The sequence below is a fragment of the Cupriavidus sp. 10L43_2 genome (assembly GCF_056395265.1).
This window is the reverse complement of sequence record NZ_JBFTJE010000018.1, coordinates 81,643-107,358: the sequence shown is the minus strand read 5'-3', so window position 1 is coordinate 107,358 and position 25,716 is coordinate 81,643. Positions and strand designations below refer to the sequence as shown.

Below are 25,716 nucleotides of genomic sequence, written 5' to 3'. Positions count from 1 at the left end.
GGCTATCATGCGGGGATTGCTGATTCACGTTCCTCGAATCCCCCGATGGCGCGCCTTCCCCGATTCTCCCCAGCCGGCTTGCCGGCGCTCGTGTTGCAACGCGGCAACAATCGTCAGCCCGTGTTCCTGGGCCCGGACGACTACCTCCATTACCTCGATTGCCTGCGCATGGCCGCGCGCGAGCATGAACTGGCCGTCCATGCCTACGCGCTGCGCCCAAACCATATCCATCTGGTGGCCACGCCCAAGGGGCCCGATTCCCTGAGCCTGGCGATGCAGGCCGTCGGCCGCCGCTACGCGCGGCACTTCAACCGGGTGGCCAATCGCACCGGCACGCTCTGGGAAGGGCGCTTCCGCTCGGCCGTGATCGAACCCAATGCCTGGCTGCTGCCGGCCATGCTCTATGCCGAAGGCAACGCGCTGCGTGCCGGCGAGGTGATGACGGCCGAAGCCGATCGCTGGAGCAGCTACCGCCATCACGCGGGCATCGAGTCCAGCCCGCTTGTGAGCGATCACTCTGCCTACTGGGAGCTTGGCAACACGCCTTTCGAGCGCCAGTCGAACTATCGCGCGCTCACTGCCGAAGGGCTGTCCGGCAAGACGCTCGCCACACTGCGCAAACATGCCCATAGCGGGTGGCCGCTCGGCAACGAAGCCTTCCTCGCGCAGCTGGAGCGTCACGCCACGCGGCGCGTGCAGCCGTTGCCGAAGGGCCGGCCGCGCCGCGCCAGCGAGGAAGATCTCGACGAGGCACCGGCCACCGATGCACCAGCCTGAAGATTAAGTGCGCAAAAGTTAATGTGTCCCCATTAAAAATGCGCCCTGAACCGGGGCGATTTTTAATGTGTTCTGACCCCATTTAAAATTTTTGCGATACATTCCCGATTCTCATATAGTTGCTCCACCCACAGTCATTGTGCGGCGCGTCACGCTCGTGTACGCCGCTGCGGTCCCGCTGCCTGCCATCCGCCCGTCAAAGAGGCGCCTGCATCCAGCCACCCCCGTTCGGTCTGCCTTGCCGCGCGCGCTGCCTTCACCGGAATTCAGCCCGTGGACCACTCGCAACACCCCGCCGATCCCATCGATACCGCCGCCCGCCCGCAAGCGCAGGGCCTCTATGACCCGGCCAACGAGCATGACGCCTGCGGCGTCGGCATGGTTGCGCACATCAAGGGCCGCAAGTCGCACGAGATCATCTCGCAGGGCCTGAAGATCCTCGAGAACCTCGACCATCGCGGCGCCGTGGGTGCCGACAAGCTGATGGGCGACGGCGCCGGCATCCTGATCCAGATCCCGGACCAGTTCTACCGCGAGGAAATGGCCAAGCAGGGCGTGACCCTGCCGCCGAACGGCGAGTACGGCGTCGGCATGATCTTCCTGCCGAAGGAACACGCCTCGCGCCTGGCCTGCGAGCAGGAGCTCGAGCGCACGGTGCGCCTGGAAGGCCAGGTCGTGCTGGGCTGGCGTGACGTGCCGGTGGACTGCAACATGCCGATGTCCCCCACGGTGCGCACCACCGAGCCGGTAATCCGCCAGATCTTCATTGGCCGTGGCCGCGACATCATGACCACGGACGCGCTGGAACGTAAGCTCTACGTCATCCGCAAGACCGCCAGCCACGCCATCCAGGCGCTCAAGCTCAAGCACGGCAAGGAATACTTCGTGCCGTCGATGTCGGCCCGTACCGTGGTGTACAAGGGCCTGCTGCTGGCCACCCAGGTGGGCGAGTACTACCTCGACCTGCAGGACCCGCGCGCCGTCTCGGCCCTGGCCCTGGTGCACCAGCGCTTCTCCACCAACACCTTCCCGGCCTGGGAGCTTGCCCACCCGTACCGCATGGTCGCCCACAACGGCGAAATCAACACGGTCAAGGGCAACGTCAACTGGGTCAACGCGCGCACGGGCGCCATCTCGTCGCCGGTGCTCGGCGACGACCTGCCCAAGCTGTGGCCGCTGATCTACCCGGGCCAGTCCGATACGGCATCGTTCGACAACTGCCTCGAACTGCTGACGATGGCCGGCTACCCGCTCGTCCACGCGATGATGATGATGATCCCGGAAGCCTGGGAACAGCACACGCTGATGGACGACAACCGCCGCGCGTTCTACGAGTACCACGCCGCCATGATGGAGCCGTGGGACGGCCCCGCCGCCATCTGCTTCACCGATGGCCGCCAGATCGGCGCCACGCTGGACCGTAACGGCCTGCGTCCGGCCCGTTTCTATGTGACGGAAGACGACGTGGTCGTGCTGGCCTCCGAAGCCGGCGTGCTGCCGTTCCCCGAGTCGCGCGTGGTGCAGAAGTGGCGCCTGCAGCCCGGCAAGATGTTCCTGATCGACATGGAACAGGGCCGCATCATCGACGACAAGGAGCTCAAGGACAACCTGGCCAACGCCAAGCCGTACAAGAGCTGGATCGATGCCGTGCGCATCAAGATGGACGAACTCGAAGCCAAGCCCGAGGACGTGGCCGCCGAGAAGAAGCCCGTGGCGCCGCTACTGGACCGCCAGCAGGCCTTCGGCTACACGCAGGAGGACGTCAAGTTCCTGATGGCGCCGATGGCGCTGGCCGGCGAGGAAGCCACCGGCTCGATGGGCAATGACTCGCCGCTGGCCGTGCTGTCGTCCAAGAACAAGACGCTGTACCACTACTTCAAGCAGCTGTTCGCCCAGGTGACCAACCCGCCGATCGACCCGATCCGCGAGAACATGGTCATGTCGCTGGTGTCGTTCATCGGCCCGAAGCCGAACCTGCTCGAACTGAACAACATCAACCCGCCGATGCGCCTCGAAGTGTCCCAGCCCGTGCTGGACTTCAAGGACATCGCCAAAATCCGCAACATCGAGCACTACACCGGTGGCAAGTTCCGCGCTTATGAGCTGAACATCTGCTATCCGACGGCATGGGGCAAGGAAGGCATCGAGGCGCGCCTGGCGTCGCTGTGCGCCGAGGCCGTTGATGCCGTGCGCTCGGGCTACAACATCCTGATCGTGTCCGACCGCCGCGTCGATGCCGATCATGTGGCGATTCCGGCACTGCTGGCGACGTCGGCCATCCACCATCACTTGGTGGAGAAGGGCCTGCGCACGTCCGCCGGCCTGGTGGTGGAAACCGGCTCCGCGCGTGAAGTGCACCACTTCGCGCTGCTGGCTGGCTACGGCGCCGAAGCCGTCCACCCGTACCTGGCCATGGAAACGCTGGCCGACATGGCCACCGGCCTGTCGGGCGACCTGTCGCCGGAGAAGGCGGTCAAGAACTTCGTCAAGGCCATCGGCAAGGGCCTGTTCAAGGTGATGTCCAAGATGGGCATCTCCACGTACATGTCCTACACCGGCGCGCAGATCTTCGAGGCCATCGGCCTGTCGCGCGAACTGGTGCAGAAGTATTTCCACGGCACGCCGTCCAACGTGGAAGGCATCGGCATCTTCGAGGTTGCCGAGGAAGCCATCCGCCTGCACCGCGACGCGTTTGGCAACAACCCCGTGCTCGAGTCCATGCTCGAAGCCGGCGGTGAGTACGCCTACCGCGTGCGGGGCGAGGAGCATATGTGGACGCCGGATTCGGTGGCCAAGCTCCAGCACTCGGTGCGCGCCGATGACGGCAAGGGTGCCTACCAGACGTACAAGGAATACGCGAACATCATCAACGACCAGAGCCGCCGTCACATGACGCTGCGTGGCCTGTTCGAGTTCAAGGTCGATCCGTCGCGCGCCATTCCGCTCGAGGAAGTGGAGTCGGCCAAGGACATCGTGAAGCGTTTCGCCACGGGTGCCATGTCGCTCGGCTCGATCTCGACCGAAGCCCACACCACGCTGGCCGTGGCGATGAACCGCATCGGCGGCAAGTCGAACACCGGCGAAGGCGGCGAGGACGAGAAGCGCTACCGGAACGAACTGCGCGGCATCCCAATCAAGCAGGGCGATACCCTCAAGGGCCTGCTGGGCGACCACGTGATCGAGCGTGACCTGCCGCTGCAGGCAGGTGACTCGCTGCGCAGCAAGATCAAGCAGGTGGCATCGGGCCGCTTTGGCGTGACCGCCGAGTACCTGGCGTCGGCCGACCAGATCCAGATCAAGATGGCCCAGGGCGCCAAGCCTGGCGAGGGCGGCCAGCTGCCCGGCCACAAGGTGTCGGACTACATCGGCAAGCTGCGTTACTCGGTGCCGGGCGTGGGCCTGATCTCGCCGCCGCCGCACCATGACATCTACTCGATCGAGGATCTGGCACAGCTGATCCACGACCTGAAGAACGTGAACCCGGTGTCGGACATCTCGGTCAAGCTGGTGTCCGAAGTGGGCGTGGGCACCGTGGCGGCCGGCGTGGCGAAGGCCAAGGCCGACCACGTGGTGATCGCCGGCCATGACGGCGGCACCGGCGCCTCGCCGTGGTCGTCGATCAAGCACGCCGGCACGCCGTGGGAGCTGGGCCTGGCCGAGACGCAGCAGACGCTGATGCTCAACGGCCTGCGCAACCGCATCCGCGTGCAGGCTGACGGCCAGATGAAGACCGGCCGCGACGTGGTGATCGGCGCGCTGCTGGGCGCTGACGAGTTCGGCTTCGCCACGGCACCGCTGGTGGCCGAGGGCTGCATCATGATGCGCAAGTGCCACCTGAACACCTGCCCGGTGGGCGTGGCCACGCAGGATCCGGCGCTGCGCAAGAAGTTCCAGGGCAAGCCCGAGCATGTGGTGAACTTCTTCTTCTTCGTTGCCGAGGAAGCGCGCGAGATCATGGCCCAGCTGGGCATCCGCACGTTCGATGAGCTGATCGGCCGCGCCGACCTGCTCGACATGCGCAACGGCATCGAGCACTGGAAGGCGCGTGGCCTGGACTTCGGCCGCATCTTCTATCAGCCGGCGTTCGCCGCCGACGTGCCGCGCTTCCATACGGACGTGCAGGACCACGGTCTGTCGGTGGAAGCCGGCAAGGCGCTGGACCATGTGCTGATCGCCAAGGCGCGTCAGGCCATCGACAAGGGTGAGCGCGTGTCGTTCATCCAGCCGGTGAAGAACGTGAACCGCACGGTGGGCGCGATGCTGTCCGGCGTGATCGCCAAGCAGTATGGCCACGAGGGCCTGCCCGACGACACCATCCACATCCAGCTGCAGGGCACGGCCGGCCAGTCGTTCGGCGCGTTCCTGGCGCACGGCATCACGCTGGATCTGGTGGGCGACGGCAACGACTACGTCGGCAAGGGCCTCTCCGGCGGCCGCGTGATCGTGCGCACGCCGCACGAGTTCCGCGGCGACCCGACGCGCAACATCATCGTCGGCAACACGGTGCTGTACGGCGCCATCGCCGGCGAGGCATTCTTCAACGGCGTGGCCGGCGAACGTTTCGCGGTGCGTAACTCGGGCGCCGTGGCGGTGGTCGAGGGCACGGGCGACCACGGTTGCGAGTACATGACCGGCGGCACGGTGGTCGTGCTGGGCGGCACGGGCCGCAACTTCGCGGCGGGCATGTCCGGCGGCGTGGCCTACGTCTATGACGAGGATGGCTTGTTCGACAAGCGCTGCAACACGTCGATGGTGGCGCTGGAGGCGGTGCTCGCCTCGGCCGACCAGGAGAAGGGCCAGCCCAAGTCGCAGTGGCACAAGCAGGGCGGCAAGCGCGAGCTGGACGAGGTGATCCTGCGCAACCTGATCGAGCAGCATTTCCGCTACACCGGTTCGGAGCGCGCCAAGGCGCTGCTGGCGGACTGGACCACGGCGCGCCGCAAGTTCGTCAAGGTCTTCCCGACCGAGTACAAGCGCGCCCTGGGCGAGATGTACGCCAAGGAGCAGGCCGCCCGCGACAACGACCGCGAGGCGATTGCCGCCTGACGGCGCGCATCGGCCATCCCCACGAGACGGCGCCGCGCGGCATGCCCGCGGCGCCAACAAGATACTGACCCCACGCGAGGCCGGCCCCGCCGCCTCGCGCCAGCTAGACCAAGGACGCAACATGGGTAAGGCGACTGGCTTTCTCGAATTTCCCCGCCAGAACGAAGGCTATGAGCCGGTAGTCAAGCGTGTGAAGCACTACAAGGAGTTCGTCTTCGCGCTGTCCGACAGCGAGGCGAAGATCCAGGGTGCACGCTGCATGGACTGCGGCATCCCGTTCTGCAACAACGGCTGCCCGGTCAACAACATCATTCCGGACTTCAACGACCTGGTGTACCGCCAGGACTGGAAGACGGCCATCGAGGTCCTGCACCAGACCAACAACTTCCCCGAGTTCACGGGCCGGATCTGCCCGGCACCGTGCGAGGCGGCCTGCACGCTCGGCATCAACGAGCTGCCAGTGGGTATCAAGTCGATCGAGCACGCCATCATCGACAAGGCCTGGGAAGAGGGCTGGGTGGCGCCGCAGGTGCCCGCGCACAAGACCGGCAAGACCGTGGCCGTGGTTGGCTCGGGCCCGGCTGGCATGGCTGCCGCGCAGCAACTGGCGCGCGCCGGCCATGACGTGACGGTGTTCGAGAAGAACGACCGCATCGGCGGTCTGCTGCGCTACGGCATCCCCGACTTCAAGATGGAGAAGACGCTGATCGACCGCCGCATCGAGCAGATGCAGGCCGAAGGCGTCACGTTCCGGGCTGGCGTGATGGTGACCGAAGGCGAACTGCCCGCCGGCATCGTGAACTACGCCCGCGAGACCATCTCGGCACAGTCGCTGATGGAGCAGTTCGACGCCGTGGTGCTGGCCGGCGGCTCGGAAGTGCCGCGCGACCTGCCGGTGCCGGGCCGTGAGCTGGCTGGCGTGCACTACGCGCTGGAATTCCTGATCCCGCAGAACAAGGAAGTGGCCGGCGACGCCCTGAACGACATCCGCGCGGACGGCAAGCACGTGATCGTGATCGGCGGTGGCGATACGGGTTCCGACTGCGTCGGCACGTCGAATCGCCATGGCGCAGTGTCGGTGACCCAGTTCGAACTGCTGCCGCAGCCGCCGGACGAGGAAAACAAGCCGCTGGTGTGGCCGTACTGGCCGATCAAGCTGCGCACCTCGTCCTCCCACGACGAAGGCTGCTCGCGCGACTGGTCCGTGGCCACCAAGGAATTCATCGGCGAGAACGGCAAGATCAAGGCCCTGAAGGCCTGCCGCGTGGAGTGGAAGGACGGCCGCATGCAGGAAGTGCCGGACAGCGAGTTCGTGCTGCCGGCAGACCTGGTGCTGCTGGCCATGGGCTTCACCAACCCGGTGGGCTCGATGCTGGAAGCCTTCGGCGTGGACACGGACGCTCGCAAGAACGCCAAGGCCTCCACCGAAGGCGACCGCGCGTACTACACCAACGTGCCGAAGGTCTTCGCCGCCGGCGACGTGCGCCGCGGCCAGTCCCTCGTGGTCTGGGCCATCCGCGAAGGCCGCCAGGCCGCCCGCTCCGTCGACGCCTTCCTGATGGGCCACACGGTACTGCCGCGCTGATTGCAGGCGTTCCAGGTAAAGAGCCCGCCCGGGGTTTCTCGGGCGGGCTTTTTGTTTTGTGGACGGGGTGGACTAGAGCGTCATGGTCCACGGTACAGCGGCGGCGGCGATCGTCAGCACCGCCATCCATCTCGCCGATGCGCGTCTCGCCCGGCATGCCATGCCGCTATCGCCAGGAAGACCATGGTTGCCAGGACCGCCTCGTTGCCTGAGGCCCCCTCGATTGCGCCACGCGGAATCGAGGGGGCCATCTCGTACATCCAGCTATACGAGTTGCCCGCTAGAGCCGCCAGGAGAAGCACTCCCCAGATGCAAGAAGCTTGGGCAAGCCAGCGGATCGCGGATCTCATGGCGTTTCCCAGGCGCCCGACTCGATCGCCCGTTCCAGCATGCCGACGGTCAGCGGCATCTTTTCGTACTTCAGACGAAGCTTCCGTGAGAACGGCATGGCGAGGATCTCGAGCAGGCTGAAGCCCTCTTCGCAGAAGTAACGCTGGAACGCATAGTCGCCACGCTCGATGCCGAAGTGCGTGAGAAATTCCTCCATGAAATCAAAGGCTTCGTCGCCGGTCAGGTCCAGATCGCGCTCAAGGCTGTCGGTGCGGGAAATGCGCCGGCCTTCCGGAAGGCCGGTGCTTTGCCGGATAAAGGCAGTAACTGCCGCAAGCGTGGCGTCTGTCATTAGAAGGCCCTGTCTTCGCTTTTGACCAAACGGTTGTACTGGCCCACTGAGTTAGCAGTGATGATGGCTACGTCTCGAGCGAAGAGTGCCCAGCCGAGAACCGGAACGGAGCGGCCGACGAAAGTGCCAAGGTTTCGCGTCATGAACACTTTGAGTTGTCTGACGCTCGCATTCGTGACAGTCGGCAAGATCTTTCGCTTCAGATCGTAATTCAGGTAGGTTCGCGCGAGTTTTGAAGCCACGGAGGTTCGCGGCGTGGCCCCGTGAAATTTACCTCGCATGGGCACCCAGTTCTGGCCCGCCAGAATCGCTCCAACAGTAGCGAAATCTTCAATCCCAAGCTGCTTGCAGGTTTCGTCGATGGTGACCAGCAGGAACAATCCTCCGGGCGAAAGGTTTTCGTGGATGCCATAGCGATAAGTGTTGCCCATACGTAGATCTCCAACTCTGTTGAGCTGGAAACCGTATCGCCACACCGCCGGTGAAGAAATCGGACTTCATCGAGTTCCCGGTCGGGCTTGCTGCACGTCAAACACGCGCGACGCGCTTGCCACCGCCCACCCTGTCAGCCTCCCGTCAGCCGCCAAACCTACGCTCCATGAGGATTGCATCTGCGCCGTAGGCGGCCAGTTTTTGGGCATGCGGGGCGGCGTCGTGTGCGGTCAGCGGGGCGTACCCGATCCTGCGCCACCAGGCGGCGGCGGACTGTACAGCGATGAGGCGTGACGACGTCAGGCCCAGCGCGCGGGCCGGTTGTTCGGCGGCGGCGTAGAGGCGGGCGGCCAGGCCGGAGCCTTGGCCGGCGGGGGCCACGGCCATGTCGTGGATGAACCAGGTGAGGGACGCGGCGGGTGGCCAGTCGCGCGCCAGCACGCCGTCGAGCGGGGGCAGTGAGGCCTCCGGCCAGGCGTGGGTGAACAGGTAGGCGGCCAGCCGGCCTTCGGGCAGGGCGGCCACCCAGCAGGTTTCGGGCGACAGCGCGAGGCGGCTGGCGAGGGCGTCGGTGGATTCGATCAGCGTGGCGGCATAGCACTGCGCCTGGACGGCGAGCACGGCGGGCAGGTCGGCGGCCAGCATCCGCCGCAGGACAATTTCAGACATCGGGCGATTATAAAAGACCCATCCATTGCGCCCTGCGATCACCCATTGGGGTCCACCCGGCTATGGTTTACGTGGTCTGTGCCGTCATCGGCATTGTTCGTAGAATGCCCAGAAAACCATAACAAGAGACTGCCTCGCAATCCCTTTCAGCCGATTTGGTGCCATGGCCTTGTGCCGTGGTCCGGAGGAAATTGATGCCAGAAGTGCGCACAATGTCGCGGCTTTGGCGAGGTAAAACGAAGTTGCCAACACTCGCTGCCTCCCCGGCGGCTCCGCGCCGTTCCTGGCGGGCCGTCCTGATGCTGCCCGCCTTCCTCGGTGCGGCAGTGGCATTCGCGCAGCCTCCCGCCGGACTGGCCACCGCACAATTCGCCAGCATTCCCAATGGCAGCCGCCCCGAGTTGCTGAACCGTTCCGTGTCGTTCCCGGCGCGGCCCATCCGCATGATCGTGCCGTTCCCGGCCGGCGGCGTGGCGGATGCCACGGCGCGATTGCTGGCCGAGCGTCTCGCCGTGCGTCTGGGCGTGCCGGTCGAGGTGGACAATCGCCCCGGCGCGGCGGGCACGATGGCCGGCGATGTCGTCGCCAAGTCCAGTTCCGATGGCCATACATTGCTGTTCCATCAGGCCAACATGCTGATCCAGCCCGGCCTGGAGCCGGTGCCCTACGATGTAGTGCGCGACTTCACGCCCGTGGCGCGCGTGGCCACGATGCCGCTGTTCCTCGTGATCGATGGGCGCCTGCCGATGCAGACGCCGCAGCAATGGGTCACGGCGGTGCGGTCGAGCCCGGGCTCCTATAGCTATGGCTACGGCCAGCCCGGCAGCCCGTCCCAGTTCTATGCCGAATACGCCGTGCGCGGCATCCCGAGCGGCGTGCCGCTGGTGACGGCCAAGGGCGAGGCTGCCGTGGTCCTGGAAATGCTCGCCGGCCGGATCAGTGCCTGCTTCTGTTCGTATACAGCCGTGCAGAACCACGTGCGCAGCGGCGCGCTGCGCCTGCTCGGCGTGACCGGCGGCCAGCGCTCGCCGCTGGCGCCACAGGTGCCCACGCTGCAGGAAGCGGGTGTGGATGGCTATGGCGCCACCGCCTGGTATGGCGTGATGGCGCCAGCCAAGACGCCGCGCGCCATCGTCGCCCGCCTGGCCACGGAGCTGGACAACGTCACCAACGAGCGCGAAGTGCGCGCGCGGCTGATGGCGTCCGGGCTCACGGCGGTGCGCGATTCGCCGGAGGCGTTCGCCACGGCCATCCGCGCCGACACCCTCCAGTGGCAGATGCTGGTGCGCCAGTCGACGCAGGGCGGGGAGCCCTGACCGGCCACTATCCGGCGATTTGTTCCATTTCGGGAACACTGTTGTCCGGACTGGAATGTAGTGGTCGCCACACAGCAACCCGCGCGTCTAGGTGGTAGCCCTTATAATGGCGCCCTGCCCAATCCGGTGCCAACGTGACCGCTACCGTACCGAACCTCCCTGCCCAGTCCCTGATCAGCCCGGACATCGTCGAACTCGCCGATGTCGATTTCGCCTATGCGGCGGGCGACAAACCGGTGCTTGCCGGCCTGTCGATGCGCTTCCCGCGCGGCAAGGTTGTGGCCGTAATGGGCGGCTCGGGCTGCGGCAAGACCACGGTCATGCGGCTGATCGGTGGCATGGTGCGCCCGTCCAGCGGGCGGGTGACCTTCAACGGCGCCGACATCGACGCCATGGACCAGTCCGGCCTCTACGCCGTGCGGCGCCAGATGGGCATGCTGTTCCAGTTTGGCGCGCTGTTCACCGACCTGTCGGTCTTCGATAATGTGGCGTTTCCGTTGCGTGAGCACACGGACCTGCCCGATTCAATGATCCGCGACCTCGTGCTGATGAAGCTCAACGCGGTGGGCCTGCGCGGCGCGCGGGACCTGATGCCCGCGCAGATCTCCGGCGGCATGGCGCGGCGGGTGGCGCTGGCGCGGGCCATCGCGCTGGACCCGGCGCTGCTGATGTATGACGAGCCGTTCGCCGGCCTCGACCCGATCTCGCTCGGCCTCACCGCCAACCTGATCCGCAGCCTCAACGACGCGCTGGGCGCCACCACGATCATCGTCTCCCATGATGTGCAGGAGACGTTCCAGATCGCCGACTACGTCTATTTCATCGCCAATGGCCGGATCGCGGCCGAGGGCGAGCCGGCCGCGCTGCGTGCCTCGACCGATCCGTTCGTGCGCCAGTTCGTCCATGCCGAGGCCGATGGCCCGGTGCCGTTCCACTACCCGGGCCCCTCGCTGGCCGAAGACTTCGCCGCCGGAGGTAGCCGTTGACCGCCTTCTTCATCAGCATCGGCGCCGCCGTGCGCAATTTCGTGGGCGGCGTCGGCCACGCCACGCGCATATTCTTCGCGCTGCTGTCGCTGTCCCCGGCGCTGCTGCGCCGGCCCCGGCTGGTCAGCGACCAGGTGTTCTTCGTCGGCAACCTGTCGCTGGTGATCATCGCCGTGTCCGGGCTGTTCGTCGGCTTCGTGCTGGGCCTGCAGGGCTATTACACGCTGAACCGCTATGGCTCCGAGCAGGCGCTCGGGCTGCTGGTGGCGCTGTCGCTGGTGCGTGAGCTGGGGCCGGTGGTCTCGGCGCTGTTGTTCGCGGGGCGTGCGGGGACCTCGCTGACGGCCGAAATCGGCCTGATGAAGGCGGGCGAGCAGCTCACCGCCATGGAAATGATGGCCGTGAACCCGTTGCAGCGCGTGATTGCACCGCGCTTCTGGGCCGGCGTGATTGCCATGCCAGTCCTGGCGGCCATCTTCAGCGCCGTGGGCATCCTGGGCGGCTATCTGGTCGGTGTGCAGCTGATCGGGGTGGACGCCGGCGCGTTCTGGTCGCAGATGCAGGGCGGCGTGGATGTGCGCGCCGACGTGCTGAATGGCGTGATCAAGAGCTTCATTTTTGGCATCGCGGTGACGTTTATCGCCTTGTACCAGGGCTTCGAGGCCAGCCCGACGCCGGAAGGCGTCTCGCGCGCCACCACGCGTACCGTGGTGATGGCCTCGCTGGCCGTGCTGGGCCTGGATTTCCTGCTGACCGCGCTGATGTTCAGCTGACGCGGCGGCAAACGAAACGCATTCGACAAGAGACTCGCATGAAGAAAAAATCACTCGACTACTGGGTGGGGCTGTTCGTGGTGGTGGGGTTTGTCGCGCTGCTGTTCCTGGCGCTCAAGGCCGGCAACATGAGCAGCTTCTCGTTCCAGGAGACCTACTCGGTCCAGGCGCAGTTCGACAACATCGGCGGGCTGAAGGCGCGCGCGCCGGTCAAGAGCGCCGGCGTGGTGGTGGGGCGCGTGGCGTCCATCCGCTTCGATGACAAGTCCTACCTGGCCACCGTCGAGCTGAACCTGGACAAGTCGTACCAGTTTCCGAAGGACACCTCGGCCAAGATCCTGACGTCCGGCCTGCTGGGCGAGCAGTACATCGGCCTCGAGGCCGGCGGCGACACCGCTATGCTGGCCCAGGGCAGCAAGATCACGATGACCCAGTCGGCTGTTGTGCTCGAAAACCTGATCGGTCAGTTCCTGTACAACAAGGCCGCCGACGCCGGCTCCGGCGGGGGCTCGGGCTCCACGGCCGCGCCTGCCGCGCCGTCTTCCGGCGCCGCCGCGCTGCCGGCCGCACCGGGCACGGAGGGCGCGAAATGAGCCGCCGTGCCAGGCATCGGCGCCCGCGGGCGCCGGGACAACTGTGTGCCGCCGCCCTTGCCGCCCTGCTGCTGGCGGGCTGCGCCACCGGCCCCGACGCCAATCCGAAGGACCCGCTCGAACCCCTGAACCGGGGCGTGCAGACGGTCAACGAACAAGTCGACAAATACGCGCTGAAGCCGGTTGCCACGGTCTACGCGGACTACGTGCCGTCGCCGGTCCGAACCGCCGTCGGCAACTTCTTCTCGAATATGTCCGATGTCTACTCGGCGGCGAACAACCTGCTGCAGGGCAAGCCATCGCGCGCGGCGGAAGACACCATGCGGGTGGCCATCAACAGCGTGCTCGGCATTGGCGGGTTGATCGACATCGCCACGCCGGCCGGGCTGCCCAAGTACAAGGAAGACTTCGGCCAGACGCTCGGCGTGTGGGGCGTGCCGTCTGGCCCGTACCTGGTGCTGCCGCTGTTCGGCCCGAGCACCGTGCGCGACACCGGCGGGATGCTGGTGGACCGCCTGATGGACCCGTCCGCCTATATCTATCCGGTGTGGGCGCGCAATACGGCCGCCGGCGTGCGTATCGTCGATGGCCGCTCGCAGTTGATGGGCGCCTCGAACCTGATCGAGGCGGCCGCGCTGGACCGCTATGCCTTCCTGCGCGATTCCTATATGCAGCGCCGCCAGTACCTGATCTACGACGGCAACCCGCCGTCCCAGGATGACCCGGACCAGGAGGGCGCTTCACCGGCCAGCCCGGTGAGCCCGACCGCCCCGTCCGACGCGGCGCCGGCCCAGGACAAGCCCGCCAGCGAAGCCCCGGCCGACCAGGGCACCCAGCCGGCCCAGCCGATGCCGCTGCCGGCCCCGAACCTGATCGGGCCGGGCGGTGCATTGCGCTTCGGCCGGTAATTGATTAGCCAGCCCAGTGCTGGCAAGGGTTCGCGGCGACTGTGCCAGCGCTGTGAGCCCTGCAACAAAGTGTTTTAAAGCGGCGCAATAGACGCTCGGATGCTAAACGTTTCCAGAGCGCCTATGTTTCAATGAATGCGCGGTCTGGCAGCTCCACGCCTGCCGCGCTGGTTACCTGGGCACCTGACGTTGTGCGTTGGCCGACGCGAAGCCCTTGATAGATAAGGATATTTACGATGCTGAAGCGACTGTTGGTCCCCTTTGTTTCTGTCTTCACCGTGCTGGCTTTCACCGGCACCGCACAGGCCCAGCAGGCCACGGACACGTCCTCGCCGGACGCGCTGGTCAAGACCGTGGTGAACGAGGTCATGGCCACCGTGCGGTCAGACAAGGACATGCAGGCCGGCAACMTCGSCAAGATCWCGGCGCTGGTCGAGCAGAAGATCCTGCCGAACGCCAACTTCRGSAARACCACGCAGATCGCCATGGGCCGCAACTGGTCGAAGGCCACGCCGGAACAGCAGAAGATCATTACCGATGAGTTCAAGACGCTGCTGATCCGTACGTATGCCGGCGCCATCGCCCAGATCCGCGACCAGCAGGTGCAGTTCCGCCCGTACCGCGGCACGGCCGAGGACACCGACGCCACGATCCGCACGCAGGTCATCAACAAGGGTGAGCCGATCCAGATGGATTACCGCCTTGAGAAGACGCCGCAGGGCTGGAAGGTTTACGACATCAATGTGCTCGGCGCGTGGCTGACCGAAGCCTACAAGGGCAGCTTCAACACGATCGTGACGCAGCAGGGCGTGGACGGTGTCATCAAGACCCTGCAGGACCGCAATCGCCAGCTGGCCAACGCCAAGAGCTGATGCGGAATCTGGTTGCGGCGCAGCACGCCGCAGCCATTCCGGTCTACAATGGCCGCTCGGCGCCGACCTGTTTCTCGTAGAAATATGCGTGGGCGCCGGGTCTCCAAACCTCTGTTTTCCCTTCTTCGATCGATCTGATGCCTGCGCTCGGCACTTCGCTGACTAACCGCAACGCCGCCGCCGTGCTGCGTGAGGGGCTGTCGCGCGTGTCCCAGGGCGACGTGGCCATCGATTGCAGCGCACTGGCGCAGGTCGATTCGGCTGCCGTGGCCGTGCTGCTGGCGTGGCAACGCGCCGCCGCCGCACAGGGTCAGACGCTGGCGCTGCATGGCGTGCCGCCACAGCTGGCCTCGCTGGCCACGCTCTACGGGGTGGACAGCCTGCTGGGCCTGCCGCCCGCGCCGATCTCCCACCCGGAACACCACCACCACCGACATTGAACCGGCATCCATGGCTGCGCGTGATTGGCGCGGCCGATGCGATGCCCCGGCGTCAGGCTGCGGCCGGCGCCGCGTCGGAACGGTAGCGGGCCAGTCGGGCCAAAGCGAGACACCCCCCGCATCCCCTATAATTCCGGGTTGTTCGTCCCCAAGTCGCCCCCAAGTGTCCTGATACGGCTCCACCAGGTGCTGCGCGGCTAACCTCAAGGACGTCCCCCCAAACTCCAGTGAGGCGGCCCGCCCAGGCGCCACTCACAAGACCATCGGCCATGAAAGCCATCGAAATTACCGATGTCCGCAAGCGCTACCGCAACCTGCAGGCGCTCAAGGGTGTCAGTTTCACCGTCGAGCGCGGCGAGTTCTTCGGCCTGCTCGGTCCCAACGGTGCCGGCAAGACCACGCTGATCTCGATCCTCGCGGGCCTGAACCGCGCCGATTCGGGCCGCGTGAGCGTGCTCGGGCACGATGTGGTGGACGACTACCGCATGGCGCGCCGCATGCTCGGCGTGGTGCCCCAGGAACTGGTTTTCGATCCGTTTTTCACGGTTCGGGAGACGTTGCGGCTGCAATCGGGCTATTTCGGCCTGACGCGCAACGACGACTGGATCGACGAAATCATGGCCAACCTGGACCTCACCAGCAAGGCGGACGCCAACATGCGCCAGTTGTCCGGCGGCATGAAGCGGCGCGTGCTGGTGGCGCAGGCGCTGGTACACCGGCCGCCCGTGATCGTGCTCGATGAACCGACCGCCGGCGTGGACGTGGAGCTGCGCCAGACGCTCTGGAAGTTCATCTCGCGCCTGAACAAGGAAGGCCACACGATCATCCTGACGACGCACTACCTCGAGGAAGCCGAGGCGCTGTGCGATCGCATCGCCATGTTGAAGTTCGGCGAGGTGGTGGCGCTGGACCGCACCAGCAGCCTGCTGACCCAGTTCGCGGGGCTGCAACTGGTGCTCACGCTGTCGCGCGGCACGCTGCCGCCGGCGCTGGAGGCGCTGCGCACCCCGTCCAACCCCGGGGAGCGCGCCCACCGGCTGCGGCTGTCCGGCTATGAAGCCGTCGAACCGATCCTGGCCGCGCTGCGCGAGGCTGGCTGCGAAGTGGAAGACATGGAAATCAGCAAGGCCGACCTCGAAGACGTGTTTGTCCAGATCATGCGCCGAGAAGGTCACATGCCGGGCGCGGTGCCTGATGCGTCGCTGGAGGCCGCGGCATGAACCAACCCATCGAGCATCTGGACAATCGCGCCTCGGAGGCGTCCGACCTGACCGAGAAGGCCCGGCTCGACACCATGGCCGTGGGCGGCTTCGTCGGCTTCCGCACGCTGCTCTATAAGGAAGTGCTGCGTTTCTGGAAGGTGGCGTTCCAGACCGTGGCCGCGCCGGTGCTGACCGCCGTGCTGTACCTGCTGATCTTCGGCCATGTGCTGGAAGACCGCGTGCGGGTGTACGACCAGATCAGCTATACCGCTTTCCTGGTGCCGGGGCTGGTGATGATGAGCATTCTCCAGAATGCGTTTGCGAACAGTTCGTCGTCGCTGATCCAGTCCAAGATCACCGGAAACCTTGTATTCATCATGCTGCCGCCGCTTTCCCACTGGGAGATGTACGGCGCCTACGTGGCGGCGTCGGTCATCCGTGGCCTGAGCGTGGGTCTGGGCGTGCTGCTGGTGACGGCGTGGTTCGCGAACCTGCATGTGTACAACGTCGGCTGGATCCTGGTCTTCGCGCTGGCCGGGGCCGGCATTCTCGGCACGCTGGGGCTGGTGGCGGGTATCTGGGCCGAAAAGTTCGACCAGCTGGCCACGTTTCAGAATTTCCTGATCATGCCGGCGACATTCCTGTCCGGCGTGTTCTATTCGATTCACTCGCTGCCGCCGTTCTGGCGGGCGGTGTCGCACGCCAACCCGTTCTTCTACATGATCGACGGGTTCCGCTACGGCTTCTTCGGCGTATCGGACGTGCCGCCGCTGCAGAGCCTGGCCGTGGTGGCCGTGTCGTTCGCGGTGCTGGCCGGGCTGGCGCTGCGGATGCTCAGCACCGGCTACAAGCTGCGCCACTGACGCTACCCCCTCACGCGATCGACACAAATTCACAAGAGACAGACATGCTGCCTACACCGGAACAAGTCAGGGAATACATTGCCCAAGGGTTGCCCTGCGACCATCTGGAAGTGGAAGGCGACGGCCAGCACTTCTTTGCCACCATCGTCAGCGCCGAGTTCGACGGCAAGCGCCTGATCCAGCGGCACCAGCGCGTCTACGCGGCGCTGGGCGACCGTATGCGGGCCGAGATCCATGCGCTGTCGATGAAGACGCTGACCCCGGCCGAATGGAAGTCCGGGTCGGGCGCCGCCTGATGTCCGTCCAGGGACGCATCACGCCGCCTAACGCTGCATAACGAATACCGACACAACATGGACAAATTCCAGATCGAGGGCAACGGCCCGCTCAAAGGCGAGATCCGGGTTTCCGGCGCCAAGAATGCGGCGCTGCCGATCCTGTGCGCCAGCCTGCTGACCGCCGATGCCATCACCATCGACAACGTGCCGAACCTGCAGGACACGCGCACGATGCTCAAGCTGCTGCGCCAGATGGGCACCCGGGCCGACATTGACGGCGCCACGGCCACGCTGGCCGCCGCCGACATCAACGCGCCCGAGGCACCGTACGAGCTGGTGAAGACCATGCGCGCGTCGATCCTCGTGCTGGGGCCGCTGGTGGCGCGCTTCGGCGAGGCCCGCGTCTCCCTGCCGGGCGGCTGCGGCATCGGTGCACGGCCGGTGGACCAGCACATCAAGGGCCTGCAGGCGATGGGCGCCGACATCACCATCGAGCACGGCTTCATCCACGCCCGCGCCAGCCGCCTGAAGGGCGCGCGCGTGGTGACGGACATGATCACCGTGACCGGCACCGAGAACCTGCTGATGGCCGCCACGCTGGCCGAGGGCGAGACCGTCCTCGAAAATGCCGCGCGCGAGCCCGAGGTGACCGATCTGGCCAACCTGCTGGTGAAGATGGGGGCCAAGATCGACGGCATCGGCACCGACCGCCTGGTGGTGCAGGGCGTGGACCGCCTGCACGGCGCGCGCCATGCCGTGGTGGCCGACCGCATCGAGGCCGGCACCTTCCTCTGCGCGGCCGCGGCCACGCTGGGCGACGTGACGCTGCGCGACATCCCGCCGACCATCCTGGACGCCGTGCTGATCAAGCTGCGCGAAGCCGGCGCCACGATCGAGACCGGCGACGACTGGATCCGCCTGGCCATGCCGCGCCGCGCGCAGGCCGTGAGCTTCCGCACCTCGGAATATCCGGCCTTCCCGACCGACATGCAGGCCCAGTTCATGGCGCTCAACGCCGTGGCCGAAGGCACCGCGCGGATCACCGAGACGATCTTCGAGAACCGCTTCATGCACGTGCAGGAACTGAATCGCCTGGGCGCCAACATCACCGCCGAAGGCAACACGGCCGTGGTGACCGGCGTGCCGCGCCTGTCCGGCGCGAGCGTGATGGCGACCGACCTGCGCGCCTCGGCCGGGCTGGTGATTGGTGGCCTGGTGGCCGATGGCGAGACCGTCATCGACCGCATCTACCATCTGGACCGCGGCTACGACCGCATGGAAGCCAAGCTGTCGGCCGTGGGCGCGAAGATCCGCCGCATTGCCTGAGACGGCCCCTGAAACACTGCACGACGAATTGAAGAACGTACGATGAGCCCAGCTTTCAACGCCTCGCCCGACCAGCTTACGCTGGCGCTGTCCAAGGGCCGCATCTTCTCCGAGACGCTGCCGCTGCTGGCGGCCGCCGGCATCCACGTGACCGAGGACCCGGAGACGTCGCGCAAGCTGATCCTGCCGACGTCGGACCCGGCGGTGCGCGTGATCATCGTGCGCGCCTCGGACGTGCCGACCTACGTGCAGTACGGCGCGGCGGACTTCGGCGTGGCGGGCAAGGACGTGCTGATGGAAACCGGCATGACCGGGCTGTACGCGCCGATTGACCTGAATATCGCCCGCTGCCGCATGTCGGTGGCGGTGCCGGCCGGCTTCGACTACGCCAACGCGGTGCGCCAGGGCGCGCGGCTGGCCGTGGCCACCAAGTATGTGCAGACCGCGCGCGAGCACTTCGCCAAGAAGGGCGTGCACGTCGACCTGATCAAGCTGTACGGCTCGATGGAGCTTGGCCCGCTGGTGGGCCTGTCCGATGCCATCGTCGACCTGGTGAGCACTGGCGGCACGCTGCGCGCCAACAACCTCGTCGAAGTGGAAGAGATCGTGCAGATTTCGTCGCGGCTGGTGGTCAACCAGGCCGCGCTCAAGCTCAAGCGGGAACGGCTCACGCCGATTCTCGAAGCATTTGAACGGGCCTCGGCGGCACTCGCCTGAGGCATTGCCGCACCCGGGGACCCGTGAGGAAGGAAGTCATGACCGAAAGCGAAATGGATAACCTGTCGATACGCCGGCTGGACGCGGCGGAGCCGGGCTTCGCGCACGCGCTGCGCCAGGTGCTGGCGTTCGAGGCGTCCGAGGACGAGGCCATCGACCGTGCCGCGGCCGAGATCCTGGCCGATGTGCGCCAGCGCGGCGACGAGGCCGTGCTCGAGTACACGCGCCGCTTCGACCGCCTGGAGGCGGCATCGATGGGCGCGCTGGAGCTGTCGCAGTCCGAACTGGAAGCGGCGCTGGAAGATCTGGAGCCGAAGCGCCGCGCCGCGCTGGAGGCCGCCGCCGCGCGCGTGCGGGCCTACCACGAGAAGCAGAAGATCGAATGCGGCAGCCATAGCTGGGAATACACCGAGGCCGACGGCACGATGCTGGGCCAGAAGGTGACCCCGCTGGACCGCGTGGGCCTGTACGTGCCGGGCGGCAAGGCCGCGTATCCGTCGTCGGTGCTGATGAACGCCATTCCGGCCCGCGTGGCCGGCGTGAAGGAAGTGGTCATGGTCGTGCCCACGCCCGGCGGCGTGCGCAACGAACTGGTGCTGGCCGCCGCGCAGATCGCCGGCGTGGACCGCGTGTTCACGATCGGCGGCGCCCAGGCCGTGGGCGCGCTGGCCTACGGCACGGCTACGCTGCCGCAGGTGGACAAGATCGTCGGCCCGGGCAATGCCTACGTGGCGGCGGCCAAGCGTCGCGTGTTCGGCACGGTCGGCATCGACATGATCGCCGGGCCGTCCGAGATCCTGGTGATCTGCGACGGCACCACCGACCCGGACTGGGTGGCGATGGACCTGTTCTCGCAGGCCGAGCACGACGAGCTGGCACAGTCGATCCTGCTGTGCCCGGACGCCGACTACCTGAACCGCGTGGAGGCGAGCATCCGCCGCCAGCTGCCGACCATGCCGCGCCGCGAGGTGATCCATGCCTCCCTGACGGGCCGGGGCGCGCTGATCAAGGTGCGCGATATGGAAGAGGCGTGCGAGATCGCCAACGCCATCGCCCCGGAACACCTGGAGATCTCCGCCGAGAATCCGCGCCAGTGGAGCGAGAAGATCCGCCACGCCGGCGCCATCTTCCTGGGCCGCTATACCAGCGAGTCGCTGGGCGACTACTGCGCGGGCCCGAACCACGTGCTGCCGACCTCGCGCACGGCGCGCTTCTCGTCGCCGCTGGGCGTGTACGACTTCCAGAAGCGCTCGAGCCTGATCGAGGTCAGCGAAGCCGGCGCCCAGATGCTGGGCCAGATCGCCGCCGAACTTGCCTATGGCGAGGGCCTCCAGGCCCACGCCCGCAGTGCGGAATACCGTTTCAAGCGCGGCTGATGTCAGTGCGCGCAACGCTTTGAACCAAAAGGACTTTTCATGTCGGCCGTAGACCCTTCCCTGATCGAACGCATCATCCGTGACGACGTACGCGCCATGGGCGCCTACCACGTGGCGGACTCGCACGGTCTGGTGAAGCTGGACGCCATGGAGAATCCGTACCGCCTGCCGCCCGTGCTGCGCGACCAGCTGGCCGCGCGGCTAGGCGAGGTGGCGCTGAACCGCTACCCGGTGCCGAGCAGCGAGGCGCTGCGCGCCCGGCTGCGCGACGTCATGGACGTGCCGGTCGGCATGGACGTGCTGCTGGGCAACGGTTCGGACGAGATCATCAGCATGCTGTCGCTGGCCGCCGCGCGCCCCGGCGCCAAGGTGCTGGCCCCGGTGCCCGGTTTCGTCATGTATGCGATGTCGGCGCAGTTCGCCGGGCTGGCGTTCGTCGGCGTGCCGCTGCGCGCCGATTTCACGCTGGACCGCGCCGCGATGCTGGCCGCCATGGCCGAGCACAAGCCGGCCATCATCTATCTCGCCTACCCGAACAACCCCACCGGCAACCTGTTCGATGCGGCCGACATGGAGGCCATCGTCCGTGCCGCCCAGGGCGAGGTCTGCCACAGCCTGGTGGTGGTGGACGAGGCCTACCAGCCGTTCGCCCAGGAAAGCTGGATGCCGCGCCTGACCGAATTCGGCAACCTGCTGGTCATGCGCACGGTGTCGAAACTTGGCCTGGCCGGGATCCGCCTCGGCTACGTGGCCGGCGCGCCCGAGTGGCTGGCGCAGCTGGACAAGGTGCGCCCGCCGTACAACGTCAACGTGCTGACCGAGGCCACCGCGCTGTTCGCGCTCGAACATGTGGATGTGCTCGACGAGCAGGCGGCCCAGCTGCGTGCCGAGCGCGGCCGGCTGGCCGAGGCCATGGCCGCCCAGCCGGGCGTGACGGTGTTCCCGAGCGCCGCCAACTTCCTGTTGATCCGCGTGACGGATGCAGCACAGACGTTCGACCGACTGCTCGCGCGGAAGGTATTGATCAAGAACGTGAGTAAAATGCACGCATTGCTGGCCAACTGTCTGCGCGTGACGGTCAGCACACCCGAAGAAAACGCGCAGTTTCTTGAAGCATTTGCTGCTTCATTGCAGGATTAACCCCACCATGCGTGTAGCAGAGGTCACCCGCGATACCTCGGAAACGCAGATCCGCGTTTCGCTGAATCTTGATGGCACCGGTCGCCAGAAGCTGGCCACCGGCGTGCCGTTCCTCGACCACATGCTGGACCAGATCGCCCGCCATGGCATGGTCGACCTCGAGGTCGAGGCCCGTGGCGACCTGCATATCGACGACCACCATACGGTGGAAGACGTCGGCATCACGCTCGGCCAGGCCGTGGCCAAGGCGATCGGCGACAAGAAGGGCATCACCCGCTACGGCCACAGCTATGTGCCGCTGGATGAGTGCCTGTCGCGCGTGGTGATCGACTTCTCGGGCCGCCCGGGCCTGGAATTCCACGTGCCGTTCACCCGTGCCCGCGTGGGCAGCTTCGACGTGGACCTGACCATCGAATTTTTCCGAGGTTTCGTCAATCACGCCGGCGTGACGCTCCATATCGACAACCTGCGCGGCATCAATGCCCACCATCAATGCGAAACGGTGTTCAAAGCCTTCGGGCGGGCCCTGCGCATGGCGGTGGAGCTTGACCCGCGCGCGGGCAACATGATTCCATCGACAAAAGGGACGCTTTAAGGCATAAGGCGAGGGGCCCGCTGCCGGGCCCGACCCGAACCTGCAGGCGTGCCGGCCGGTTGCGGCGCCCGCTGACGCTCACCCGACCCCGCAACCGATGGATACGCTCAAGTCCTTTATCTCGCTGCTGGCGCTGATCAATCCGATCGGGGCGATCCCGTTCTTCATCAGCCTGACCAGTCAGCAGACGGAAGCGGAAAAGCTGCGTACCATCAAGACGGCGTCGATGTCGGTGGCGATCGTGGTGGCGGTTTCGGCGCTGCTGGGGCAGCAGATCATCGAATTCTTCAATATCTCGGTGGCGTCGTTGCAGGTGGGTGGCGGGCTGATCATGATCATGATGGCCATGAACATGCTGAACGCGCAGACCAGCCGCACCAAGGCCACGCCCGAGGAAGAGGACGAGGCTGACGCCAAGGCCAGCATCGCGGTGGTGCCGCTGGCGATTCCGCTGCTGACCGGGCCAGGGTCCATCAGCACGGTGATCGTCTATGCCGGCAAGTCCGCGCACTGGTGGCAGTCGCTGGTGCTGGTGGGGATTGGCGTGTTGCTGGGGGCCGTGGTGTACCTGACGTTCCGCGCGGCGGACCCCATCGCACGGGTGATGGGGCGCACCGGAATCAATATTGGCACGCGTCTGATGGGTTTGATCCTGTCGGCGCTGGCCGTCGAGTTCATTGTGGACGGGCTGAAGACATTGTTGCCTGTTTTGAAATCATGACTACCATAGCAATTGTGGATTACGGCATGGGCAACCTGCGCTCGGTGGCGCAGGCGTTGCGCGCCGCGGCACCGGAAGCGGATGTCCAGGTGGTGGATCGGCCCGAGGCCATCCGCGCGGCGGACCGCGTGGTGCTGCCGGGGCAGGGCGCCATGCCTGACTGCATGGGCGCGCTGGGCGCATCCGGGTTGCAGGAGGCCGTGCTGGAGGCGGCCGCGAGCAAGCCGATGCTCGGCGTGTGCGTTGGCGAACAGATGCTGTTCGACCGTAGCACCGAAAGTCGCACTGGCAACGCGGCCACGCCTTGCCTGGCACTGATGCCGGGCGAAGTGGTCCGTTTCGAGCTGGAAGGGCTGACGCAGCCCGACGGCTCGCGCTTCAAGGTGCCGCAAATGGGCTGGAACCGCGTGCGGCAGTCGCGCGCGCACCCGCTCTGGCAGGGCATTCCGGACGATAGCTGGTTCTATTTCGTCCACAGTTACTATGTGCGCGCGCAGGATGCGTCGCACATCGCGGGCGAAACCGACTACGGCGGCGTGTTTACCAGCGCGGTGGCACGCGATAATATTTTCGCCACGCAGTTCCACCCGGAGAAGAGCGCCGCGATGGGTTTGCAGCTTTACCGGAATTTCGTGCACTGGAATCCGTAACGCGCCGAGAAGCGCGTGAGAAGCACCCGAGAACCGAAGCGCCCCGATACTGACCAGCGATCGTTCAGAGCCACCGACCAGACTGCGCATCCAACTGCCAAACTGACATGACCTGAGCCCACCGGCGCTCGCGCCGGCATCGCTGCCTTTTTCCTTTTACACAACCACCACGCTCGTCACGCTTATGTTGCTCATTCCGGCCATCGACCTGAAGGACGGTCAGTGTGTACGCCTCAAACAAGGCGACATGGACCAGGCCACCGTCTTTTCCGAAGATCCCGCCGCCATGGCACGTCACTGGGTCAACCAGGGCGCGCGTCGCCTGCATCTGGTCGACCTCAACGGCGCATTTGTCGGCAAGCCCCGCAACGAGGCCGCCATCAAGGCCATCATCGCCGAGGTGGGCGACGAGATCCCCGTCCAGTTGGGCGGCGGCATCCGCGACCTCAACACCATCGAGCGCTGGCTCGATGACGGGCTGTCGTACGTCATCATCGGCACCGCGGCGGTCAAGAACCCCGGCTTCCTGAAGGACGCCTGCTCGGCCTTCGGCGGCCACATCATCGTCGGCCTCGATGCCAAGGACGGCAAGGTCGCCACCGACGGCTGGAGCAAGCTGACCGGCCACGAAGTGGCGGATCTGGCACGCAAGTACGAGGACTACGGCGTCGAAGCCATCATCTACACCGATATCGGCCGCGACGGCATGCTGCAGGGCATCAATATCGACGCCACGGTGAAGCTGGCCCAGTCCATGTCGATCCCGGTGATCGCCAGCGGCGGGCTGTCCAACCTGACCGACATCGAGCAACTGTGCGCGGTGGAGCGCGAAGGCGTGGAAGGCGTGATCTGCGGCCGTGCCATCTACTCGGGCGACCTCAACTTCACCGAGGCGCAGGCGCGCGCGGACAAGCTGGGCGAAGAGTAAGCCGCCCCGGCGCGGGTGCGCCGGGCAACACGCCGCCACCCGGCAAGGGGCGGGCGGCAAGGAAACCCATGTTAGCCAAACGTATCATCCCCTGCCTGGACGTGACCAACGGGCGGGTGGTCAAGGGGGTCAACTTCGTCGAACTCCGCGACGCGGGCGACCCGGTCGAGATCGCGCGCCGATACGACGAGCAAGGTGCCGATGAAATCACTTTTCTCGACATCACCGCGACCAGCGACGGCCGCGACCTGATCCTCCACATCATCGAGGCTGTGGCTTCGCAGGTGTTCATTCCGCTGACCGTGGGTGGCGGCGTGCGCGCCGTGGAAGACGTGCGCCGGCTGCTCAATGCCGGGGCGGACAAGATCAGCGTGAATTCCTCGGCCATCGCCAATCCGCAACTGGTATCCGATGCCACGGGCAAGTACGGCTCGCAGTGCATCGTGGTGGCCATCGACGCCAAGCGCAGTTCCGCGCCGGGCGAGCCGCCGCGCTGGGAAGTCTTCACGCACGGCGGCCGCAAGGCCACCGGCCTGGACGCCGTGGCATGGGCGAAGGAAATGGCCACGCGCGGTGCCGGCGAGATCCTGCTGACCAGCATGGATCGCGACGGCACCAAGAGCGGTTTCGACCTCGAACTGACCCGCGCGGTCAGCGACGCGGTGCCGGTGCCGGTGATCGCCTCGGGCGGCGTGGGCGGCCTGCAGGACCTGGCCGACGGCATCCGCCTGGGCCACGCCGACGCCGTGCTGGCGGCCAGCATCTTCCACTATGGCCAGCACACGGTGGGTGAGGCTAAGGCATTCATGGCCCGCGAGGGCATTCCCGTCCGGATGTGATC

Annotated in this window: 25 protein-coding genes; 22 read left to right on the top strand and 3 right to left on the bottom strand. The window is 66.2% G+C overall.

Annotated features, from left to right (window positions below):
- Positions 1–45 precede the first annotated feature (45 nt).
- From AC1DEL_RS22225 to AC1DEL_RS22215, 3 genes are all read left to right on the top strand, one after another.
- Positions 46–777 (top strand): transposase, encoded by a 732-nt coding sequence (locus tag AC1DEL_RS22225; protein WP_441593422.1) that lies wholly within the window; start codon positions 46–48, stop codon positions 775–777.
- Positions 778–1,155: 378 nt separating this feature from the next.
- Positions 1,156–5,823 carry a glutamate synthase-related protein gene (locus AC1DEL_RS22220; RefSeq protein ID WP_441593431.1) on the top strand — a complete coding sequence of 1,556 codons (4,668 nt, stop codon included), beginning with the start codon at positions 1,156–1,158 and terminating at the stop codon, positions 5,821–5,823.
- Positions 5,824–5,944: 121 nt separating this feature from the next.
- Entirely contained in the window at positions 5,945–7,408 is a 1,464-nt protein-coding gene (locus tag AC1DEL_RS22215; RefSeq protein WP_441593421.1) for a glutamate synthase subunit beta, read from the top strand.
- A 346-nt stretch (positions 7,409–7,754) separates the two neighbouring features.
- On the opposite strand, the gene AC1DEL_RS22210 is transcribed toward AC1DEL_RS22215, so the two are convergent.
- From AC1DEL_RS22210 to AC1DEL_RS22200, 3 genes are all read right to left on the bottom strand, one after another.
- Complete coding sequence (locus AC1DEL_RS22210; RefSeq protein WP_477126241.1) at positions 7,755–8,090, bottom strand: DUF1493 family protein; 336 nt, start codon at positions 8,088–8,090, stop codon at positions 7,755–7,757.
- The gene (locus AC1DEL_RS22205; protein ID WP_477126240.1) at positions 8,090–8,521 is read right to left on the bottom strand and encodes an STM2901 family protein; all 432 of its coding nucleotides are present in this window, start codon (positions 8,519–8,521) and stop codon (positions 8,090–8,092) included. The genes AC1DEL_RS22210 and AC1DEL_RS22205 overlap by 1 nt, the downstream gene beginning before the upstream one ends.
- 145 nt (positions 8,522–8,666) lie before the next feature.
- Positions 8,667–9,191 carry a GNAT family N-acetyltransferase gene (locus AC1DEL_RS22200; protein WP_477126239.1) on the bottom strand — a complete coding sequence of 175 codons (525 nt, stop codon included), beginning with the start codon at positions 9,189–9,191 and terminating at the stop codon, positions 8,667–8,669.
- 299 nt (positions 9,192–9,490) lie between these two features.
- Between AC1DEL_RS22200 and AC1DEL_RS22195 the strand changes: the two genes are divergently transcribed.
- The 19 genes from AC1DEL_RS22195 to hisF all read left to right on the top strand — a co-directional run bounded on the left by AC1DEL_RS22195 (position 9,491) and on the right by hisF (position 25,714).
- Positions 9,491–10,507 carry a tripartite tricarboxylate transporter substrate binding protein gene (locus AC1DEL_RS22195; RefSeq protein WP_477126238.1) on the top strand — a complete coding sequence of 339 codons (1,017 nt, stop codon included), beginning with the start codon at positions 9,491–9,493 and terminating at the stop codon, positions 10,505–10,507.
- A gap of 134 nt (positions 10,508–10,641) precedes the next feature.
- Positions 10,642–11,493: an ABC transporter ATP-binding protein gene (locus tag AC1DEL_RS22190; protein WP_255370940.1), complete on the top strand. Its 852-nt coding sequence runs from the start codon at positions 10,642–10,644 to the stop codon at positions 11,491–11,493.
- Positions 11,490–12,266 (top strand): lipid asymmetry maintenance ABC transporter permease subunit MlaE, encoded by a 777-nt coding sequence (gene mlaE / locus AC1DEL_RS22185; RefSeq protein ID WP_092299321.1) that lies wholly within the window; start codon positions 11,490–11,492, stop codon positions 12,264–12,266. The genes AC1DEL_RS22190 and mlaE overlap by 4 nt, the downstream gene beginning before the upstream one ends.
- 38 nt (positions 12,267–12,304) lie before the next feature.
- A complete protein-coding gene (gene mlaD / locus AC1DEL_RS22180; RefSeq protein WP_092299318.1) occupies positions 12,305–12,859 on the top strand; it encodes an outer membrane lipid asymmetry maintenance protein MlaD in 555 nt (184 codons plus the stop codon).
- Complete coding sequence (locus tag AC1DEL_RS22175; protein WP_092299315.1) at positions 12,856–13,767, top strand: MlaA family lipoprotein; 912 nt, start codon at positions 12,856–12,858, stop codon at positions 13,765–13,767. The genes mlaD and AC1DEL_RS22175 overlap by 4 nt, the downstream gene beginning before the upstream one ends.
- 236 nt (positions 13,768–14,003) lie before the next feature.
- Positions 14,004–14,639, top strand: a complete 636-nt coding sequence (locus tag AC1DEL_RS22170) for an MlaC/ttg2D family ABC transporter substrate-binding protein (RefSeq protein ID WP_477159180.1) — start codon at positions 14,004–14,006, stop codon at positions 14,637–14,639.
- A 137-nt stretch (positions 14,640–14,776) separates the two neighbouring features.
- A complete protein-coding gene (locus AC1DEL_RS22165) occupies positions 14,777–15,079 on the top strand; it encodes an STAS domain-containing protein (RefSeq protein ID WP_441593416.1) in 303 nt (100 codons plus the stop codon).
- 269 nt (positions 15,080–15,348) lie between these two features.
- A complete protein-coding gene (locus AC1DEL_RS22160; protein WP_092299306.1) occupies positions 15,349–16,299 on the top strand; it encodes an ABC transporter ATP-binding protein in 951 nt (316 codons plus the stop codon).
- A gap of 74 nt (positions 16,300–16,373) precedes the next feature.
- Positions 16,374–17,144, top strand: coding sequence for an ABC transporter permease (locus tag AC1DEL_RS22155; protein ID WP_369823521.1), 771 nt, complete (start codon positions 16,374–16,376; stop codon positions 17,142–17,144).
- 44 nt (positions 17,145–17,188) lie between these two features.
- Positions 17,189–17,440, top strand: coding sequence for a BolA family protein (locus AC1DEL_RS22150; protein ID WP_092299300.1), 252 nt, complete (start codon positions 17,189–17,191; stop codon positions 17,438–17,440).
- Between the two features lie 57 nt (positions 17,441–17,497).
- Positions 17,498–18,748: a UDP-N-acetylglucosamine 1-carboxyvinyltransferase gene (gene murA, locus AC1DEL_RS22145; RefSeq protein WP_092299297.1), complete on the top strand. Its 1,251-nt coding sequence runs from the start codon at positions 17,498–17,500 to the stop codon at positions 18,746–18,748.
- A gap of 42 nt (positions 18,749–18,790) precedes the next feature.
- Positions 18,791–19,465 carry an ATP phosphoribosyltransferase gene (gene hisG / locus AC1DEL_RS22140; protein ID WP_092299294.1) on the top strand — a complete coding sequence of 225 codons (675 nt, stop codon included), beginning with the start codon at positions 18,791–18,793 and terminating at the stop codon, positions 19,463–19,465.
- Positions 19,466–19,503: 38 nt separating this feature from the next.
- Complete coding sequence (gene hisD / locus AC1DEL_RS22135; protein ID WP_092299291.1) at positions 19,504–20,841, top strand: histidinol dehydrogenase; 1,338 nt, start codon at positions 19,504–19,506, stop codon at positions 20,839–20,841.
- A gap of 39 nt (positions 20,842–20,880) precedes the next feature.
- Positions 20,881–21,981, top strand: coding sequence for a histidinol-phosphate transaminase (gene hisC / locus AC1DEL_RS22130; protein WP_477126237.1), 1,101 nt, complete (start codon positions 20,881–20,883; stop codon positions 21,979–21,981).
- 7 nt (positions 21,982–21,988) lie between these two features.
- Positions 21,989–22,576, top strand: coding sequence for an imidazoleglycerol-phosphate dehydratase HisB (gene hisB / locus AC1DEL_RS22125; protein ID WP_477126236.1), 588 nt, complete (start codon positions 21,989–21,991; stop codon positions 22,574–22,576).
- A 97-nt stretch (positions 22,577–22,673) separates the two neighbouring features.
- Positions 22,674–23,297 (top strand): YchE family NAAT transporter, encoded by a 624-nt coding sequence (locus AC1DEL_RS22120; RefSeq protein WP_092299282.1) that lies wholly within the window; start codon positions 22,674–22,676, stop codon positions 23,295–23,297.
- Entirely contained in the window at positions 23,294–23,947 is a 654-nt protein-coding gene (hisH, locus tag AC1DEL_RS22115; RefSeq protein WP_177219986.1) for an imidazole glycerol phosphate synthase subunit HisH, read from the top strand. Before AC1DEL_RS22120 ends, hisH begins: the two co-directional genes overlap by 4 nt.
- Before the next feature lie 184 nt (positions 23,948–24,131).
- Entirely contained in the window at positions 24,132–24,875 is a 744-nt protein-coding gene (gene hisA, locus AC1DEL_RS22110; RefSeq protein WP_092299279.1) for a 1-(5-phosphoribosyl)-5-[(5-phosphoribosylamino)methylideneamino]imidazole-4-carboxamide isomerase, read from the top strand.
- Positions 24,876–24,943: 68 nt separating this feature from the next.
- Positions 24,944–25,714: an imidazole glycerol phosphate synthase subunit HisF gene (gene hisF / locus AC1DEL_RS22105; protein WP_092299276.1), complete on the top strand. Its 771-nt coding sequence runs from the start codon at positions 24,944–24,946 to the stop codon at positions 25,712–25,714.
- The last annotated feature ends 2 nt before the right edge of the window (positions 25,715–25,716 follow it).